The 18,252-nt window shown below is 62.6% G+C and carries 9 protein-coding genes; 1 reads left to right on the forward strand and 8 read right to left on the reverse strand.

Going from position 1 to position 18,252, the window contains the following annotated elements:
• Positions 1-30: 30 nt before the first annotated feature.
• From CHB69_RS13205 to CHB69_RS13225, 5 genes are all read right to left on the reverse strand, one after another.
• Entirely contained in the window at positions 31-600 is a 570-nt protein-coding gene (locus CHB69_RS13205; RefSeq protein ID WP_089216462.1) for a hypothetical protein, read from the reverse strand.
• Between the two features lie 86 nt (positions 601-686).
• The gene (locus CHB69_RS13210) at positions 687-2,198 is read right to left on the reverse strand and encodes a tryptophan halogenase family protein (RefSeq protein WP_212541929.1); all 1,512 of its coding nucleotides are present in this window, start codon (positions 2,196-2,198) and stop codon (positions 687-689) included.
• A 119-nt stretch (positions 2,199-2,317) separates the two neighbouring features.
• Positions 2,318-5,737: a TonB-dependent receptor gene (locus CHB69_RS13215; protein ID WP_212541930.1), complete on the reverse strand. Its 3,420-nt coding sequence runs from the start codon at positions 5,735-5,737 to the stop codon at positions 2,318-2,320.
• A 419-nt stretch (positions 5,738-6,156) separates the two neighbouring features.
• Positions 6,157-8,382, reverse strand: coding sequence for a hypothetical protein (locus CHB69_RS13220; RefSeq protein WP_089216465.1), 2,226 nt, complete (start codon positions 8,380-8,382; stop codon positions 6,157-6,159).
• A 130-nt stretch (positions 8,383-8,512) separates the two neighbouring features.
• Entirely contained in the window at positions 8,513-10,402 is a 1,890-nt protein-coding gene (locus tag CHB69_RS13225) for a sialate O-acetylesterase (RefSeq protein ID WP_089216466.1), read from the reverse strand.
• A gap of 191 nt (positions 10,403-10,593) precedes the next feature.
• On the opposite strand from CHB69_RS13225, the gene CHB69_RS13230 reads away from it, so the two are divergent.
• Positions 10,594-12,192 (forward strand): alpha-L-fucosidase, encoded by a 1,599-nt coding sequence (locus CHB69_RS13230; RefSeq protein WP_245836785.1) that lies wholly within the window; start codon positions 10,594-10,596, stop codon positions 12,190-12,192.
• An 18-nt stretch (positions 12,193-12,210) separates the two neighbouring features.
• Here CHB69_RS13230 and CHB69_RS13235 read toward each other — a convergent pair whose 3' ends face one another.
• The 3 genes from CHB69_RS13235 to CHB69_RS13245 form a co-directional block, all read right to left on the reverse strand.
• A complete protein-coding gene (locus CHB69_RS13235; protein ID WP_089216468.1) occupies positions 12,211-13,548 on the reverse strand; it encodes a glycoside hydrolase family 27 protein in 1,338 nt (445 codons plus the stop codon).
• Between the two features lie 124 nt (positions 13,549-13,672).
• Complete coding sequence (locus CHB69_RS13240) at positions 13,673-16,594, reverse strand: TIM-barrel domain-containing protein (protein ID WP_170935556.1); 2,922 nt, start codon at positions 16,592-16,594, stop codon at positions 13,673-13,675.
• Between the two features lie 17 nt (positions 16,595-16,611).
• Positions 16,612-18,234, reverse strand: a complete 1,623-nt coding sequence (locus tag CHB69_RS13245) for a DUF5597 domain-containing protein (RefSeq protein WP_089216469.1) — start codon at positions 18,232-18,234, stop codon at positions 16,612-16,614.
• Positions 18,235-18,252 lie beyond the last annotated feature (18 nt).

The raw sequence follows: 18,252 nt of genomic DNA on the forward strand, positions 1-18,252 counted from the left end.
AGGGCGCCACTCTGCAGGATTGGACCGACGTTACCGGGGGGCCGCTTCCCGTTGGGCCTCGAGCAGATGGGGATTGCTGGCCAGTTCGTAGATAAAGCTGCGCCGCGCCTCCGCGCCGCCCTTGATTTCGCTATATTCGTTGCGCTGATCCTCGGTCAGGACGATCTTGGTATAGCCGTGATCGAGCATGCACTTGCGCACGACCTTGAACATCTTTTCCTTGATCCGCGCATACTGCTCGTCCGGCCGGGTTGCCGCGATAACGGTCTGCTGTTCGGCCGCGTTGCGTGCGGCAGCATTCGGCGCATTATCCTGAATCAGGGCAGCCCGGGCCGACGTGTCGAGCGCATCAAGTTGCTCGGACGCCCGCGCCAATGTCTTCACTTCCTCGCTATTGTCGATTTTCAGCGCCAGTCCCTGCAAGCCGCATTCCAGCGCTTCGGCGCCGAATTGCTCCCGGCTGACGCCGGCTTTCGCCCAGATGGTCTGCGGCGCCGATACTTTGGCATTGGCATCTACGGACGGAAAGCTCAGGGCGGCGACGCAGGCCAGGAACCTCCAGTCAAGAAATCTGTGGCGATTTTTCAGGTAATGGCTCACGACATCTCCATATTGTTCGAAGAGTCCCGGGGGCGATGACAATATTGCTGAACGGCTCAACAAGGCAGGCATCGCCACGGGCTGTATCAGGCAAGCGCCATTTGAGCGGCCTTGCAGTGGCTATTGATGAAATCCCGATGGGACGTGACCGCCTGCGCCGAGCGCATGATTTCTTCGCGGCGCAATTTCATGCCGTCGCGGATCTGTTCCAGCGGATATAGATCGGCCGACACGGCGTAGCGCCGTGGAACGACACCGTTTCCCAGCAGGATGGCGATCCAGCTCGGCTCCATATAGGATTCCGAATCTCCCAGCGCGATTTGCCCACTTGCCTTCCAGACATCGAGTTTGTGCCGAAGGCTGTCGGGTATCTCCATATTGCGGCACGCCGACCACAATGGCTCGGGACGGCGCGAAAGATAATAGTGCGCAATGATGAAGTCGCGTATGCGTTCGATCTCGCGTGTGGAAAGTCTGTTATATTCATCGCGCAGAACGGGGTCGATGGTCCCTTGGGGGAAGCATTTGAGCAACTTCAGAACCCCCATGACGATCAATTGTATTCCGGTTGATTCCAAAGGTTCAAGAAAGTTGGACGAAAAGCCGATCCCGACACAATTGCGCCTCCAGAATTCCCTGCGATGCCCGGAAGTAAAGCGGAATACCCGCGGCTCGGCCAGCGGTTCGCCGTCGATACTGTCCAGTAAAGCGCTGCGTGCTGCGTCGTCGCTCCAGAAATCCGAATTATAGACCATTCCGTTGCCGGTGCGATGTTGCAGCGGGATGGTCCAGCGCCAGCCACCGGCGTGCGCCGTGGACCGCGTAAAAGGCGCGGGCGCGCCGGCGGGTCCCGATGGCGCTGCGATGGCGCGGTTGCAAAGGAGCCAGTGTGACCAGTCGACGAAAGGCGTATCCAGCGCCTTTCCCAGCAATTCGGACGCGAAACCGGTACAATCGAGGAAGAGGTTGCCGGGAACCGTCTGGCCATCGGCAAGATGAATGGCTGCAATGTCACCGGATTCGCTGTCCAGATCGACGTGTGTCATCTTGCCTTCGATGCGCTGCACCCCCAGGTCGGTTGCGACATCGCGCAGATAGCGGGCGTATAGCGCTGCATCGAAATGATAGGCGTGGTGATAGCGCGCGTCGTTCGGATCGCTCGGTGCGAAATTATTGTTTTTCGCGACGGCATAGGCAAAGGAATAATCGTCGATCGGCGTATCGTCGCCGGACTGCCGCAATCTTAGCCAATAATGGTGGGTCTGAACCCCTTCGACCGGGTGGCCATAGTCGCTGAATGCGTGGAAATGCCGGTTCCCGGCTGTTCCCCAGTCGCAAAACTCGATGCCCAGCTTGAACGTGCCCTGCGTTTTGCGGATGAAGTCGAATTCGTCGATGCCGAGCAAGGCATTGCACTGCGCCAGCAAGGGGACCGTCGCCTCTCCGACGCCGATGATGCCGATTTCTTCCGATTCGACCAATGTGATGCGTGCTTGGTGGCGACCGATCCTCTTGGCCAGCAGCGCGGCTGCTATCCACCCTGCCGCACCGCCGCCCACAATGACGATATCCTGCCTATGACCGCTATTCATAACCATGTTTCACCGTGAACCACCCGATGCCGCACCCGTCACCCAGGTGTCAGCCATGGCACCGTCGGAACGTCCGAAAAATGAGGAGGACGCTCCTGGACGAAGCGCCCTGCCCATTCCGTTCATCAGAAGCGCGCCCGCACGGAGAGGTCGAAGCGCCGATCGCTGACGTTATAGTCGTACGGCTGGAACACGCCCGGCACAGGCTCCTGATATGTTTTCGAAACCGTGTTGAGAATGTTGTTCGCCCTGAACGAGACGGAAATCTTCTCGCTCACCTTGTAGTCCACGCCCAGATCGAGGTAGCCGGCCGCCGCGGTCCACGCCGGAACCATCCAGTATACCGGATAGGAATGATCCGCGTCGAAGTTGGTCGGGCTGGTGTTGAGCGTGTAGGGATTGCCGCCGCTCGTCGCATAGGACAGCGGATTGACATTGGTCGACAGCAACGCCTTGTCACGCCAGTTGTACGCGAGGCGGACATTCACCTTGTCGCGGCTGTACAGCAGCTGGATGTTGTAGGCCCATTTCGACAATCCGGCGTAGGGCAGGTTCGGATAGGTCTGCGGAATCGTGCCGTCCGGATTGAGGCCGCCACCGGGGCCATTGCCAAGCACGCTGTTAGCTTGCTGGGCAGGGTTTTTGCTGTCGATGAAGGTCAGGTTACCTTCAATGCCAAACCCGCTGAGCCATCCCGGCAGCTTGTCGAAGAACTTGCGGCCGCCGATCTCGAAACCCTTGATATAGGCCTTTTCCGTCGCCGTTCTGTTCTGCAGATAGAGCCACGGCAGATCGAGGGTCGTCTCCGTCTCCACCGGGGGATTCACGCCGTCGTCATCCACTGCGATCGCCGGAATGGGAAGATTGTCGGCGATGAACGAATAGAATTGCGGATGGTCCTTGATCTGCTTGGCGAACAGATCAATGTAGATGAAGCTGGATGACGACGGATAATATTCGAACGTTATATCCTGGCTGGTTATCATCGTCGGCTTCAGATTTGCGCCACCGCCGTCGACCCGAACACCCGTAAGAATCGAGGGCGCCTGGGGATTGGTCGGATTGGGGAGCGACCTGGCGCTGATCGTACCGCCTGCACGAACGTCATTGAAATTTGGCGGAGCAGTCGAGATCGACGCCGCGCCGCGAACGATGAACTCGTCCGTCACGTCGAACTTGATGTTGAACGAAGGCAGAAACCGCGTGTATTCATATTTGCGGGTCTGTGTAGAGAAGGCTTCCTGAAGCGAATAGAGCGTCGGGAATGTCGCCCCCGGCAAACCCTGTTCCGCGTTGAAATAGGCGTTGCTGTCTTCAACACTCAGAGCAAGATCTTCCGCGGTAGGCGTGCGCAGCAGACCGGTGGCCCGCACCTCGTCGTTGAACACACGAACGCCGATATTGCCCGAGAAAGGCGGGATAATGCCGATACGGTCGTGCGCGAAACTGGCCTGGACATAAGCGGCCATCGAGCTGATGCGGGTCCGGGTTTCGTTCAAACCCTGGTCGATATATTCCGCCCAATATTCATCCGCCGTCCCGTCCGGGATTTGCCCGTTATAGGTCTGAAGCACATGGTACCAGTCGTAACTCTTCAAGAGAGACTGACTTGCGACAAACAGCTGCGCGGGTACTGCAACATCGCCGCCGAAGAAGTTGGGGAAGGTGGAAACCTCATAATCCGACGGCCGGACATGGGGGTTGGTCAGAAATTGAATGGTCCCCGGCCCCGCCGCGGCCCATTCCGGCCCCGCCGGTTTCGGCAGCCACGTCACACCCAGCGGCGCATACCAGGTTCCCGCGAAATTGTCATGTTGCTTGCGCTTGGCGGCACGGGCGCCGACCGTGATCTTGCGCAGGAACCCATCGTCGCTGGCCCGGTATTCAAGGTCGAGGTTGCCGGCCAGCATCGTCCCCTTGTTATCCGGTTCGTGATAGGCCAACCGGGAAAGATAGGCCGTCGACGGATCGAGCAAGGCGTCAGGAGACAAGCCGGAAACGGCCGGTAGCGACCCCGTCAGGTCGACGTCCATCGAGCGCACCGCCGTACTGTCCTGGTTGAGGCCGATGGCCATCTGCTTCCCGGTTGCGCGGGAATCGACATATTGCACGGCGCCGCGCAGGGCCACCCGGTCGCTGGGCGTCCAGACGAAGCTCTGCGAAATATCCAGCGTGGAATTCTTGCTGTGCGATGCAGACGCGGTGCTGTTGGGGTTCAGTGCGGCGGGAGGGGTGCATTGAACGAGAAGGCGACCATCCCATCCTGCGGGAGGATTCGTCGGATCTATCCCCGAATCTACCGTCCAGTCCCACAGGAGCGACGACGCAGGTGTCCCATAGGTGGCGCCACAATCCGTCTGATAATAGGAAGGGAACCAGTCGCCGATGCCGGAGGTCGTGTTCTCGAACGGCACCGACTTGCCCGTGGATGCGACCGCGAGAGTTCCCTTCTGGAAAGCGCCATCGGCATCATATTCGACGGGACTGCCGACCATGGGCATAACGGCAGATGATGCGCTTGGGGTCCGGCCCACGGTGCCGCTGTTCCCGAAGCTGTCCGCAATATATTGCGAGAAGAATATGGTGCTGGTCAGCGTGAGGTCCGAAGACGGTCTCCACTGAACGGCCTGATAGGCACCGTAGCGGTCGCGCTTGCTCTCGTTGTAGTTCCAGTTGAAGGAACCGGGAACAAAGGCAAGCCCGTCATCACGTACAGAGGTCGGCACATATTGGCCGAACATGGCGCCGACCTGCAGATTGCTGCTCTGCTGATACAGGCGGCTGAAGGCCAGATCCCACAAGACGCCGATCTCGCCGATGCCGGTATCGAAACGCTTGGAGAACATGGCCGAAGCGCTGGGTGAAGCCTTTTTGACCTGGCTACCATAGCTGCCGCCCACGGTGACATTGAACTGGGTGTCGCTGAAATCAAACGGCACAGCCGTGCGAAGATTGATCGAGGATGTGCCGCCCTCGATCATGTCGGCACGCGACGCCTTGTAAACGTCGACCCCGGCCATCAACTCGGGCGTGACTTCGTTCCAGCTAATGGAGCTTGCACCATTGGCGCTGAACACCTGCCGGCCGTTGAGCATGCTCGAATTGAAGGGAAGGCCGCGCACGGTGATTCCCGTGCCCTCGATCTGGAAGGCGGAACTGCCGCCGTTTGCCCCGGCGAAACGCGAGATCGAGACGCCCGGCACGCGCTGAAGAACTTCGGTGATCGAATTGTCGGGCAGCTGGCCCGCTTCGTCGGCAACGACGGAGTCGACGATCGTGTCGGAGTCTCTCTTGATGCTTATCGCATCTTTCAATGCCTTTCGACGCGCCGTGACGATGATGGCGCCATCGACATTTTGAGCTTCGTTTTCTGCATCGGATGCGGTGTTGGTCTCGGCGTCTTGCGCATAAGCGGGCGCCGTCAGCCCGGCACCACTCACGACGAGGGCAAAACCGCTGACTCCCGTCGAAAATTTCTTTGCAAACATTGCGTCTGCCCCTCCCAGATCGTTGCTTATCCGTTCCTTTTTGCGTGGAACGACCATGTCTTTCCGCTATTTGTCTGACTAGTCAAGGGCAAACTGATAGCGGTAACAGAGGCGCGCGCTAAACGATTGGAACAATCGCATATTTGTCGGACAAGTTGTCAAATCCAATTGCCGACTCGCTCGCTGCAATGCTTGACGCTCGCGCGAATCGGCCGGGGAAACCATCCAGGCGCGGCACATTCGGAATCAGGGCAGGGACGTGGGCAAGACCTTTGGCCTGCCGCTATCGGACGGCGCAGTCCGGCTTTCATGTCGCCTTCGACAAAGGATGTCCGATGCCTGTGGCGGCCGGCCCGGCGGCTGCCGCGGGGCGGCCAGAGTGCGTTCGGTTTTGGTGGAATCGAAACCTGCACTCTGGTTTCTTGTTTTGGCGTGATGCCCGGGCCGTGAAATGATCCATTTCACCCGAAATCACTTCAGAACGGATCGCCCTTTTGACCCTGGTTCGCCGGTCGCCCCACGATTACTCCGCGGCCATGCGGCGCAAGATAGAGCGTGCCCGCCTCGACCATATCGCCCGCGATTGCGCGCAGTTCGCCGTAACGGTGCGCCTCGTCGTCGATCCGCGTCCAGCTTGCGGCCTTGTCGTCCGACCGCCACAATCCTTCGATGCCGCTGACTTTGCCCCACAGGAAAATGGCGGGATAGCCACTCTTTGGCATGGGGGCTCCGAATGAAATGAGCCAAGGCTCGTCCACGCCGCGGATCTGAATCATTTTCGATTTGCTGTCGGGCGAATGAAACAGGCCGAATGAAGTCGTCAGCCACAGGTCGCGCGTTCGCCCCGGCACCACCGCGAGCTGCGCATTCTGCCACGGCTCCAGCTTTGGCAGTCCGTCGACGAGGACGTGGAATTGCGCGCCACCGTCGCCGCTTGCCAGAATGCGCGAGGTGGACCGGTCGAATACATAAAAGATGCGGTCGTCCGCCTTGTCGGAAACGGGACGCAGCGTCTGCTCGGTATCGACGGGCCATCCGGACGATCGCTGCCAGCTCTTTCCGCCGTCGACGGAATGATAGGCACCGTCCCTTTCCGGTGCCCAGACGAGCGTGCTTCCGGCCGCCGAGATCGCGATCGTGCCGGGGCCGCGCCGGCCTTCACCTTGGGCGGGTTTCCGGTACGGCGTGGACGCAAAGGGCTCCCAGCTCGCACCGCCGTCGCGCGAATAATATCCGTTGTTCGGCGAATGGGCGGCGGTGCGCACGACCAATTCGGGCTTGCGGCCGGCATAGTCGACACTGAAATTATTCTCGCTGTTCGGCGTGAACAGGCCCGCCGACGGCGAGCGGGTCAGATCGTCCCAGGCAGCGCCCGCAATATCACCCATCGCGGCCATCACGCGGGCGCCGCCGGTGGGCGACACGAGTTGCAAGGTCGCCGTTTCCTCCAGATTGTCGACAGCAAAGTCGAAATCGACCTTTTGGTCACCCTTCACGGAGGCGAGGTTGCGGCTCATCCACACCCCATAACCCGTGCCATAGATCATTTCGTCGGGATCGAACGGATTGAATTTCAGGTCTGAAATCCAGTGCCCCATCCGGTCTTCGCCCTTCAGATAATCGACGAGCCAAGGATAGGCCCCCGGCAGATGCCGCGCTCTGCCCTGCAAGCCGGTCCAGCTCTCGCCGCCGTCGCGCGACACGTAGATGTCGTCACCCGGATGCCAGCGATCCAGCGTCGACACCGCGACGGTCCCGTCGCGCGACACGTCAACTCCGGAAAAGCCCCCCGCCACGCCGGGGATCGGGCCTGCAGGCGTAATATCGCGCCACTTGCCGCTTTTGGCGTCGCGCTTCCACACCGCACCGCTGGTCGCATGATTGGGGTTGACGGCGGCTTTTCCATCGCCTTTCGCGAACGTGACATACAACGACCCGTCGGGCGCGAAGGCCAGACGCTGTGGTATCATCGCAGGAAGCGCTTCGATGCGCTGGAAGGACTGGCCGCCATCGCGGCTGAGGAAAAGGCCGCCCCCGCCATCGGCGGCGCCGGCCCAGAGCGACGAAGCGTCGGAAGGATCGGCCGCAACCAGGCTGAACGAGCGCTCGGCCGCGCCGGTGCGCGCGAAGCTCTGGCCGCCGTCCGTGCTCTTCCACAAGCCGTCTTCGTTCGAGCCATAATAGAGGATCATGGGATTGTGCGGGTCGACCATCAGGCGCTCGCCGCTGCCGCGCCCGTCGGCGTTGCCGCCGACATGGATGGGCAGTTCGGTGACCTGCCAGCTCCGCCCGCGATCGTCCGAACGCAATATTGCGCCCTTCCGCGACCATGGGTTGAGATAGAGGCCGCATGCGGCATAAACCCTGTCCGGATTTGCGGGATCGAGCGCGATGCCGAGCACCCCCATGAGATCGCCGTCCTGCCGGCTCAGATGATCGAGCAGCGGGAGCCACCGCTTTGCCTCATAGTCATAGCGGTAAAGGCCGCCGATGTCGGTTCGCGTATAGAGAATGCCGCGCGTGCGGGGGTGATAGGCGAAACCGTCGACATAGCCGCCCCCGCCGAAGGGCACCGATTGCCACACATAGGGGGCGGGCTGCTGTGCCAGCGAAGGGGAGGCGGTCCAGACGGGGCCGACGAAGAGGAGGCCGCATCCCAGCAAAGCGGCGGCGGTCCAGCGGCCGGCACGTCGGATATTCATGACATTCTTCCCCCTTATTCTATCGTCGCTTGGCTCGTTCGGCATCATGCTGGCGGGGCGTCGAGCCTCCGCCTCGGCGCGGGCCCCCAACGACGCGGACGCCCCTCGACGCTTCGCGGTATCGCGCCGATCATTCTATCGGCATTGCAAAGCCGGTCGCCGGCAGCTCGGCGGCATTATAGAGGTTCACGATCGGGCTCGCCTGCCACAGATAGCGGACCTCGCGGGCGCCGGGATCCGCCGGCAACAGGATGGTTTCGCCGTCGAGTTCGCCGTTCACAAATCGGCAGTTGCCCGCCGCGTCGCACAGCTCGAATCCGATCGCGGACCCGCCGCCGACCAGCTTGAGCGGGCCATGGGTGAAACGAACGGCGATGCCCTTTGCCGTGCGCGTCACCGAAACCGGCGCCGGTCCGCGGTCTTCGACGTCCTCGCCAAGGGCGATGTGCCGGGCCGCCAGGGCAAGCCGCTTGCCGACGTCCTGCTTGTTGGTCGGATGTATGTCGGCGACCTGGCCGATGTCGACGGCGCTCGCCATGCCGACCTGCGGATCGGCATCCGCGACCCGGCGTTGGACATCGCGCAATTGTGCCCAGGAGTCGTTCGACGGGGCAGAGGCAAGCGGTCCGAAATTGGCAAGCTGGACCATCAGAAAGGGCGAAGCGCCGAATCGCTTGCGCCAGTCGGCGATCAGCAACGGCATAAGTTCGGCATATCCCTTGGCATCATGCGCATTGGCCTCGCCCTGATACCAGGCGAAGCCCTTCAGGGGATAGCCGTGCAGCGGCGCGATCATGCCGTTGAAAAGCGTGGTCCGGCCGCTGCCGCCGGTCCACGGAAAGCTGGGCGGCGCCTCGCCGTTCCGCAGTGTCCGTCCCTTGGCGAAGCGCCAGCCGGAAAGCGGCAGGGACGTGCCGTCGTCGAGGGTGAGCGTGCGCGCCTCCTCGCCCCACAGACCGCCACCGCCGCCTGTGTCGACGACCGTAATTTCGATGCTGTTCTCACCGGCCTTCAGCACGCCCGTCGGCACGTCATAGACGCGGTTCTTTTGCCAGCCCTGCTCAGAGCCCACGGTCTTGCCGTTGACGCGCGTGACATCCATGTCGTCCACGGTTCCAATGGCGATATGCGCGGATTGCCGGGCTTGCGCGGCGGTCAGCTTCACGCGGGCGCGATAATGGCCGACGCCGTCGAAGGTCGCGAGCGCCGGGTCGCCCCATTGCTCCCACGGTTGCAGGTTCGGGACGGCGCGCCACGCCGCCTCGGCGGGCGCGGTGGCGTCGGCGCCCAGCCATTGGCGGAAGAGCCTGGTCCAGGTGGCATAGGCGCCGGCTGGATCGCGGATATACTCGTCCAGCAGCGTAAAATCCTTGCCGTAGCGCGGCAGCATCTGCAGCGCGTCGCGGCTGATCCATTCCTCGATCGGCGATCCGCCCCAGCTTGCCGCGATCAGCCCGATGGGGATTTTCTGCTGTGCCTGAAGTTCGCGGCCCATGATGTAGCAGGCAGCGGAGAAGTCCGCCGCGCTTTCCGGCGCCGAACGCTGCCACGCGGCCGGCGATGAGAAACGCTGCCGGGGCGTCGTGCTCGACTGGCGGGGAACATTGAGCAGTCGCAGATTCGGATGGGTGGAGTAGGGAACCTCGAAGGCGGCATTGGTGGCATAGCGCAGCGTGAACTCCATGTTCGACTGGCCCGAGCAGAGCCAGACGTCGCCGACCATGATATCCTCGAGCTGCTGCTCCTTGCCGCTGCTGCTGACCTTCATGACATAGGGGCCACCGGCTTCGCGGCCGGACAGGGTCACCTGCCATCGGCCCTTGCTGTCGGCTTTGGCGGTGTGCGATTCGCCGTCGAAAACGACGCTGACCATGCTTCCCGGTTCCGCAGTGCCGCCGACCGGGATTTCCCGGCCGCGCTGCAGGACGGCGTGGGAGGTATAGGCCGGGTCCAGAACAAGCGGTGCCGCATCGGCGGCGGCCGGCATCGCCGCCAGAAAAAGTGCCGGAATGATTTTCATGTCGCGCCTTTCACCCGGAGAGCGTCTGCAGGCGATCGCGCGGCCCGCCGTTCCCGTACGGCTCGCTTGCGTCCCTCATCCTCTTCCCTCTTCACAATCGTATCTGGTAGCGCTACCAACAAGGCTCGTCCGCGCGCAAGCGGAAATGCAAAGGGGGGGGGGATTGAATGTTGAAAATTGGTCGCCGTGGCATGATCGCGGGCGCTCTGGCGATGGGCGGCGCAGCATCGGCAAACGCCTCGATGTTCACGCCGGACTGGTCCTCGCTCGTCGCCGGTTGGGAAACGCCCGAGTGGTTTCGCGATGCGAAGTTCGGCATCTGGGCGCATTGGGGCCCGCAATGCCAGCCCGAAGCGGGCGACTGGTATGGCCGGCTCATGTACGTGCCCGGAAGCGATGCCTACAAGCACCACCTCGCCAACTATGGGCATCCGGCCGATACCGGCTTCATGGAGATCATCGGCAAATGGAAGGCCGAGGCGTGGGACCCGGCCGCGCTGCTGCACCGCTACAAGCAGGTCGGCGCGAAATATTTCATGGCCATGGCAGGCCACCATGACAATTTCGATCTGTACGACAGCGCATATCATCCCTGGAATTCGACCCGGGTGGGACCCAGGCGCGACATTGTGGCCGGTTGGGAAAAGGCGGCCAGGGCCGAGGGGCTGCCTTTCGGTGTCAGCAACCATGTCAGCCATGCCTGGCACTGGTATCAGACAGCCTATGGCTATGATCCCGAGGGGACCAGGGCGGGTGAGCGCTATGACGCCTTCAAGCTGCGCCGCGAGCAGGGGCACGGCAAATGGTGGGACGGGCTCGATCCGCAAGAACTTTATACCGGCCCCAGCTTTGTCGCTCCCGATGGAATTGCCGGCAATGATTCGATGGACGCATGGCATCAGGTGCATGATGGGCGCTGGCTGGAACATGCCGCATCGAGGAATCCGGCGTTTGTCCGGAAATGGCTCCTCCGCCAGAATGATCTGGTCGACAAATATCGACCGGACATCGTCTATTTTGATGACACGCAAATCCCGTTCGGGACGGTCGGGTTGGAAGCCATCGCGCACTATTACAACCGCGCGGTCGAATGGCACGGCAGCCCCGATGTCGTCCTGACGTCGAAGCTGCTGACCGACTATATGCAGGGCGGGCTGATGAACGATGTCGAGCGCGGTTTTTCGCCGGTGATGCGCGATCAGCCTTGGCAAACCTGCACCTGTATCGGCGATTGGCACTACAACCGGGCCCGCTACGACCACAAATATTATGTCCCGGCGCAAAAAGTCATTCAGCGCCTTTGCGACATCGTGTCGAAGAACGGAAATCTTCTCCTGTCGGTCCCGCTTCGGGGCGACGGCACGCTCGATAGCGAGGAGGAAAGGATTCTTGACGACATCGCGGCCTGGCTGCGCGTCAACGGCGACGCCGCGATTTTCGGCAGCCGTCCCTGGCGGATGTTCGGCGAAGGGCCGACCGATCTGCCCGGCGGCAAGATGGAGGAAGACAAGGCGAGCGACTTTACCGAACAGGACGTGCGCTTCACCGTCAAGGACGGCGCGCTTTACACGGTTCTGATGCTCTGGCCCAAGAGCACGCTGCGCATCGCGTCATTGGGACGCCGTGCCCTGGGCGGCGCGTCGATCGCCAAGGCTGAAGTGGTGGGCGGCGGCAAGCTCGCCTGGAAACAGGAGGACGACGCGCTGGTGCTGACGCTGCCGCCCGCAAAGCCGGGCCAGATGGTTCCGGTCGTCCGGTTGCACGGGGCGGGGCTGGTCGGCGGGACCTGATCTCGGACCCGCGTCCCCTCACGCGTCGCGAAGGCGGAGCAGCGCCGAGCCGTGCGGGGGGAGGGGACGCACCAATCGGCGGGTAAGCGTTTCCTGGTCGGTACCCGTCCAAAGGTCGCGAACCCGGACCGCGCCCTTCACGCCCAGGTCCGGCAAGGCGATACTCACCTCGCGCGGGCTGTCGCCGATGTTGAACAACGCGACATAGCGGTCGTCTCCCGATGCCGTCCGCGCCGACCAGATGCGCGCATCCTGCCCCGCCTGATGGGGCCGGTTTTCGCGCGAGGACTGATTGACCGCAATCACCTCCTTGTTGGTCAAAAGGGTCAGCGTCTTGCTGTCCAGATGGCGAAGGTCGCCGCCCATGATCAGGGGAGACCGCGCGATCGACCAGAGCGTCATCAGCGTCTGCTGCTCGTCGGGGGTGAACCGGGAGTCCCGTTCCCCCAGCGCGAGCCGGCCCAGGGGAAGCATGTCCGCATCCGGCCACGCTCCGGGGTGCCGATGGGGATTCCACGCCTCCAGTCGCGCGAACTGATCGCGGAGCAACGCCCAGGAATCCCAGAAATCGTCGCTGATCCGCCACATTTGCGCGTAGCGGCCGACATGCCCGGCCTGCGCCAAAGGCGTCTCACCCGGGGAGAGGCTGAGGATGATCGGCCGGCCCGTCGCCTGGATCGCATGATGCGCCGCTTCGATTTCCAGCCGTTGAACCGCGTCGTACGGGCGGCTCATGTCGTCCATCTTGACGAAGTCGATGCCCCAGGACGCATAGAGGGCGAAGACGCTGTCATAATAAGCCTGCGCGCCGGGCTTTCGCATATCGACGCCGTACATGTCCGGGTTCCAGGCGCAAATGCTTCCCGTATCGGCAATGTCGCGCGCGCGGTAAGGCGTGCCCAGTACCGGCAGGTTCCGTTCCACCGCCAGCCGGGGAATGCCGCGCATCAGATGGATGCCGAATTTCATCCCCATGGCGTGAATCTTCGTAGCCAGCGGCGCGAAGCCCCGTCCCCCCGCTGCCGAGGGAAAGCGGTTCGGCGCGGGAAGCAAACGGCCAAAGCCGTCCATTTCGGGCACGGGATTGCTATTATAGGTATAGCTTTTGGCGTCCGGCTCGTACCACTGAATGTCGACGGTGAAGATGTCGTAGCCGAAGGGCAGCAGCTTTTCCTGCATGATGCGCGCGACGTCGAGTGCCTGGGCCTCGGTGATCGTCGTCGCAAAGCTGTTCCAGCTGTTCCAGCCCATCGGCGGAGTTGGTGCGAGCAGCGGGCCGTTGCCGGCCGGCGTGACGGCGCCAAGGTGGCGTGGCCACAGCGCGGCCAATGCCGCTGCACCGCCGATGCTCATCATTTCGCGCCTGCTGCTTGCCAAAACTCTTACTCCATTCTTACCCGAACCAGAGCGACCCGCCGCCAGCGGGTCAGGCCGCGGCGGGGGACGGGCGCTGTCGCCTGCCCCCCGCCAATCGGCTCCGTCAGGGTTTGCGCACGGTGACGGCGGTCCCGTCATAGACGATCGAGGTCTCACCATTTTCCGCGAAGTCGATCGCGCGCGCGCTGTCCTTGTCATAGAAGCGAACGGAGATGGCTCGCTTGAAGGGCATCCCGCCATAGCCGCCTTCGCGCTTGCCGATGGTCAGCTCGCCCCTGGCATCATTCCACTGGACGGGAATGCGGACAAATTCGCCGCGCTTATAGCCTTCGCTTGTCCCATCGTCCTCATAGAGCGAAAAACTGCCGTCGGCGCCGGTGAATATGTGCAGCACGATGGGGCCATCGGGTTCCTCGCGGGTGTGCTCGATCTCCGGCCCCGTCGGCACGATGGAACCCGAGCGCACGAACAGCGGCATGCGTTCATAGGGCGCTTCGGCGACAATCTCCTGGCCGCCCTTGTAATATGCGCCGTTGTTGAAATCATACCAGCCTGCGCCGGCCGGCAGATACACTTTGCGGCTACGCGCCTTGAACTCGGTGACCGGAGCCACGAGGAAGGCGCTGCCGAACATATATTGGTCGTTGATGTTGCGGACGCGGGGATCGGCCGGGAAATCCATAACCAGGCCGCGCATGATCGTGCTGTCCTTCTGCCACGTATCGCCCGCCAGCGTATAGATATAGGGCATCAGGCGGTACCGCAGCTTCAGATACCATTCCATCGAGGCGTACATGGGCGAGCCTTCGGGCGCGATCTCATAGATTTCGCGCTTCGGGGTCTCGCCATGGCTGCGGAACAGCGGCGAGAAGGCGCCGAACTGGAACCAACGCAGGTTGAGCTCGCGCCATTCGTCGATATGCGCGGGGTCCTGTTTCGTGTAGCGATCCTCGAGCGCGAAACCGCCGATATCGTGCGTCCAGTTGGGAATGCCCGACATGGAAAGATTTACGCCCGCCGAGATTTGATCCTTGAGGTCGTCCCAGCGCGACACGACGTCGCCGGACCAGAGCGCCGTTCCCGCGCGCTGCGTGCCGCCAAAGCCCGACCGCGAAAGGATGAAGGGGCGGACATTCGGCTTCGTCGCCAGCTGGCGCTGATACACGCCTTCGCTATGCACCAGCGGGTAGCTGTTGAAGAAGGCCGCGCCGGGACCGCGCGCCGTCGGACCCATGCGATAGGCGCGTTCCTCGACCGAAAGGTTCGAGTGGAAATCGGGCTCGTCCGCGTCGAGCCACCAGGCATCAATGCCGAGGTCGCCCAGATTCTCGCGGATTTGCCGCCAATAGATGTCCTGCGCCTTCGGATTATAGGGGTCGTAAAAGGCGTTCGCATAGCCAGGCCCCACCCAGTCGCGGTACATTTTGGAAATATATTGCGGGTCCGTCGGTTCGCCGGGGCGCGGCTCGACCATGCGACGATAGATGCCGCCGACCTTGTCGAGCTCCTTGTAATTGTCGGTGGCCGGATAGAATTTGGGCCAGACCGAAATCATGATCCGCGCATTAAGAGCGTGGACCTCGTCCACCATGCCCTTGGGGTCGGGGAAGCGCTTGGCGTCGAAACAATGGCAGCCCCAGCTGTCATCCTCCCAATAACGCCAGTCCAGCACGATATTGTCGAGCGGCAGGTTGCGACGGCGATATTCGCGCACGACGCCGAGCAGCTCTTCCTGCGTGTCGTAGCGCTGGCGGCTTTGCCAGAATCCATAGGCCCATTGCGGCAGCATCGCCGACTTGCCGGTGAGTTTGCGATAGCCGGCGATCGCACCGTCCATGTCCTTGCCCACCGTCACATAATAATCGACCGCCTGGCCCAGATCGGAGGTGAAGGAGAGCGAATGGCGATCCGCATCGGGGAGGGGGGCGTTGTGGACGAGCGCGATATAGCCCGCATTGGGTTCCCACTCGATGCGGATATCGGTGGCCTTGCCGGCCTTCATCGGCACGTCGAAATTGTGATACCAGGGATTCCAGTTCTGACGCCAGCGCTCCAGCACCTCTTTCCCGTTGACGAATACCTTGACATAGCTCGACGAATAGAGGCGGAAACGGTGCAATCCGCTTTTGCCCGGCGTCACCTTGCCGGTCCAGATCACGCGCTGCGTCTGGACCGCGTTGCCGGCCGTGTTCTGCCCCGCGGTCGAGGCGACCGTCTGCGCCTTTGCCGCTTCGGGCCAGCGCATATTGTCGCGAATATACTGGTAGTTGATGACCTGTTCGTTCTGCGTGACGGCCAGCTTGTCGCCCAGATAATATTGCGCGGTCCAGCCGGGCTTGCCGTCGCTTCCGGTGACAGTCAGGCCATCGCCGTCGCTGCCCGCAAGAGCATAGGGTTTGGGGTTGCCGAAGCGGGTGATCGAGTTGTTGTCCCACAGCAGCCCGTAGTTGCGCGTCGAAACGACGAACGGCACCGCAATGTCCATATTGTGCTGAGCGAGTTCGACGTCCTCGCCATTGTAGTTCATCTGGCCGTTCTGATGTTGGCCGAGACCGTAAAGGCCTTCATCGGTGCCGCGGTTGAACTGCTGGCTGACGGTGTACCGACGCTGCCCCTCGACAGTCACGGGCGTGAACGACGCCGGACCGCCTTCAGTGAGCAGAATTTTGCCTCCGGAGTCGCGGAAAGTGACCTGGCCATCGGACAGCTGCACCTCGGCGGAGACGCTCCCGGTTGCCAGCGTCACTGATCCGGGGCCCTCGCTCAGAGTAAAACCGTCCGTCTGCGGCACGGCAGTCACCATCAGGCTGGAGGGCAGGTCGATCGTCTCGGTCGGAGCCGCGGTGACCCGGATCAGCCCGTCGCCGTAGACCTGCAGCCGCACCGTGCGTTCGGAACCCTGGTCGGGGTTGACGATGACGCCCGTGCCGGTGGCACGATAAGTTCCTTCGGCCAGTGCGGAGGTCGCGCTGCACGCGAGCAACCCGGCGAGGACGAGGCGGATTGAAGAATGACGGATGGACACGTCGGGTGCTCCCCTGATCAGCGGTAGGTTCCGAGCCGCACGCGCAGCAGCGTCGGCTCGGCGAGGTTGAGGCCATAGTCGGTCTGGTCGCCGTTCCAGCGACGCTTCATCATCCAGCGGCCGCTTTCGAAAGTGCCTTCTTCGACGCTGAGGTAATGGACATTCTCTCCCGGCTTGGGCGCGGCGAGTTCGAAGCCGATTCGCGCGTCCGAACCGGCCAGCAGGAACTCGTCGGGGCCGAGTTGGATCAGCGCCGCGCCGCCGATCGGCTGATCCTTCTTGGGATTGGGCGGGATCTCCATCCAGGTCCAACTCGGCTCGCCGAAAGCCCACAGGCCATAGCGTGCGGTGATCTTCCAGCGCCCGCTCACCGCCGACTGGTCGGATGCGTCATCGCCCCTGGCGAAGCCGACCGTCGGATGTTCGAAGGCGAGCCGCGCCCAATCGCGCGCGATCGGGCGCATCAGCGCGAATTTCGAGGCAAAGGCGCCGAGCGTCCCGGCATCGAGCCGTTTCGCGCCGAGCGGGAAGTTGGCATAGGTGGTGTCCATCCCGAACGGCGACCATCCGATCGCGCCCTTGCCGAGCGCAAGCCAGAAATAGCGGGCGAATTCGAGGTCGTTGCCGGTCTCAGGGACGAACAGCGGATTATCGGGCCGGGCCATCTTGTCGAGCTTGCCGGCATAGATCTTGTAGCCACGATCATAGAGATCGGGCGCGGCGATCGCGATGTGCGGCGCAGCTGCCTTCCACACGTCAAGGACAGGCCAGTCGGCGCCGCCGCTGGCGCCATCGCCTTCGCCTGCCCTGGGATCGAACGGGTCGCTGGTGACGACATTGACGTACATCGGCAGGTTGAGTTCGGCCTGCCCCGCGGCGGCGATCTCGTCGATGTAGCGTGCGGTATACCAGGCGTTGAATGAACTATCCGCCTTGCGGCCGAACACTTCGCTCCAGGTGCCGCGCCTGCCGACTTTGCGGGCAAGCTCTGCCGGGATCGGGCCGGCGAACAGCCTGTTGGCCTCGGGTGAGAAATCGCGCGGCGAGCCGTAGCTCCCGACTTCGTTCTCCGGCTGGACCATGATCACCGTGTGCTGCGGGTCGATCTCGCGAAGATGACGCATGAGGGCGACGAAGGCGCGCTTGTCGGCCTCCAGCGTGGCGCGTCCGTGCGGGCTCGGCACATAATGCGTCTTGCCGTCCCTTGTCTTCATCCGCGGGAAGCGCCTGGTGTCGCGCTTGACCCATTCGGGCATGTAGCTCGGGCCGGTGTTCTTCCAGGTGCCGAACCACAGCAGGACCAGGCGGACGCCGTTCTCGCGCGCCTCGGGGACCAGTGCATCGACCCACGAGAAATCGAACTGGCCCTCCACCGGCTCTATCTGTTCCCAGGCGACCGGAATTTCGAGGGTATTGGCGTGCAGGGCGCGGACCGTCGGCCAGACCTCGGGCAGCATCGCGGGATAGTTGCTGGAATTGTTCGCCTGACCGCCAAGGATCAGGAAGGGCTCGCCATCGACGATCAGGGCGTGCCGCCCGTCGCGGCTTTCGAGGCGTGGGAGCGAAGTGTCCTTGGCGGTGGCCACGCCGCTGAGGCACAGCGCGGCGAGGGGCAGTAGCCAGCGAGTCAGTCGGTGCATGGAAAATCTCCAGTGCTG

The sequence above is a fragment of the Sphingopyxis indica genome (genome assembly GCF_900188185.1).
GTDB classification, from domain to species: domain Bacteria; phylum Pseudomonadota; class Alphaproteobacteria; order Sphingomonadales; family Sphingomonadaceae; genus Sphingopyxis; species Sphingopyxis indica.

Coding starts and splice junctions, on each gene's coding strand:
- CHB69_RS13210 (WP_212541929.1), bottom strand. CDS start 2,198: ATGGTTATGAATAGCGGTCATAGGCAGGATATCGTCATTGTGGGCGGC.
- CHB69_RS13215 (WP_212541930.1), bottom strand. CDS start 5,737: ATGGTCGTTCCACGCAAAAAGGAACGGATAAGCAACGATCTGGGAGGG.
- CHB69_RS13245 (WP_089216469.1), bottom strand. CDS start 18,234: ATGCACCGACTGACTCGCTGGCTACTGCCCCTCGCCGCGCTGTGCCTC.
- CHB69_RS13230 (WP_245836785.1), top strand. CDS start 10,594: ATGATCGCGGGCGCTCTGGCGATGGGCGGCGCAGCATCGGCAAACGCC.
- CHB69_RS13235 (WP_089216468.1), bottom strand. CDS start 13,548: ATGATGAGCATCGGCGGTGCAGCGGCATTGGCCGCGCTGTGGCCACGC.
- CHB69_RS13225 (WP_089216466.1), bottom strand. CDS start 10,402: ATGAAAATCATTCCGGCACTTTTTCTGGCGGCGATGCCGGCCGCCGCC.
- CHB69_RS13220 (WP_089216465.1), bottom strand. CDS start 8,382: ATGAATATCCGACGTGCCGGCCGCTGGACCGCCGCCGCTTTGCTGGGA.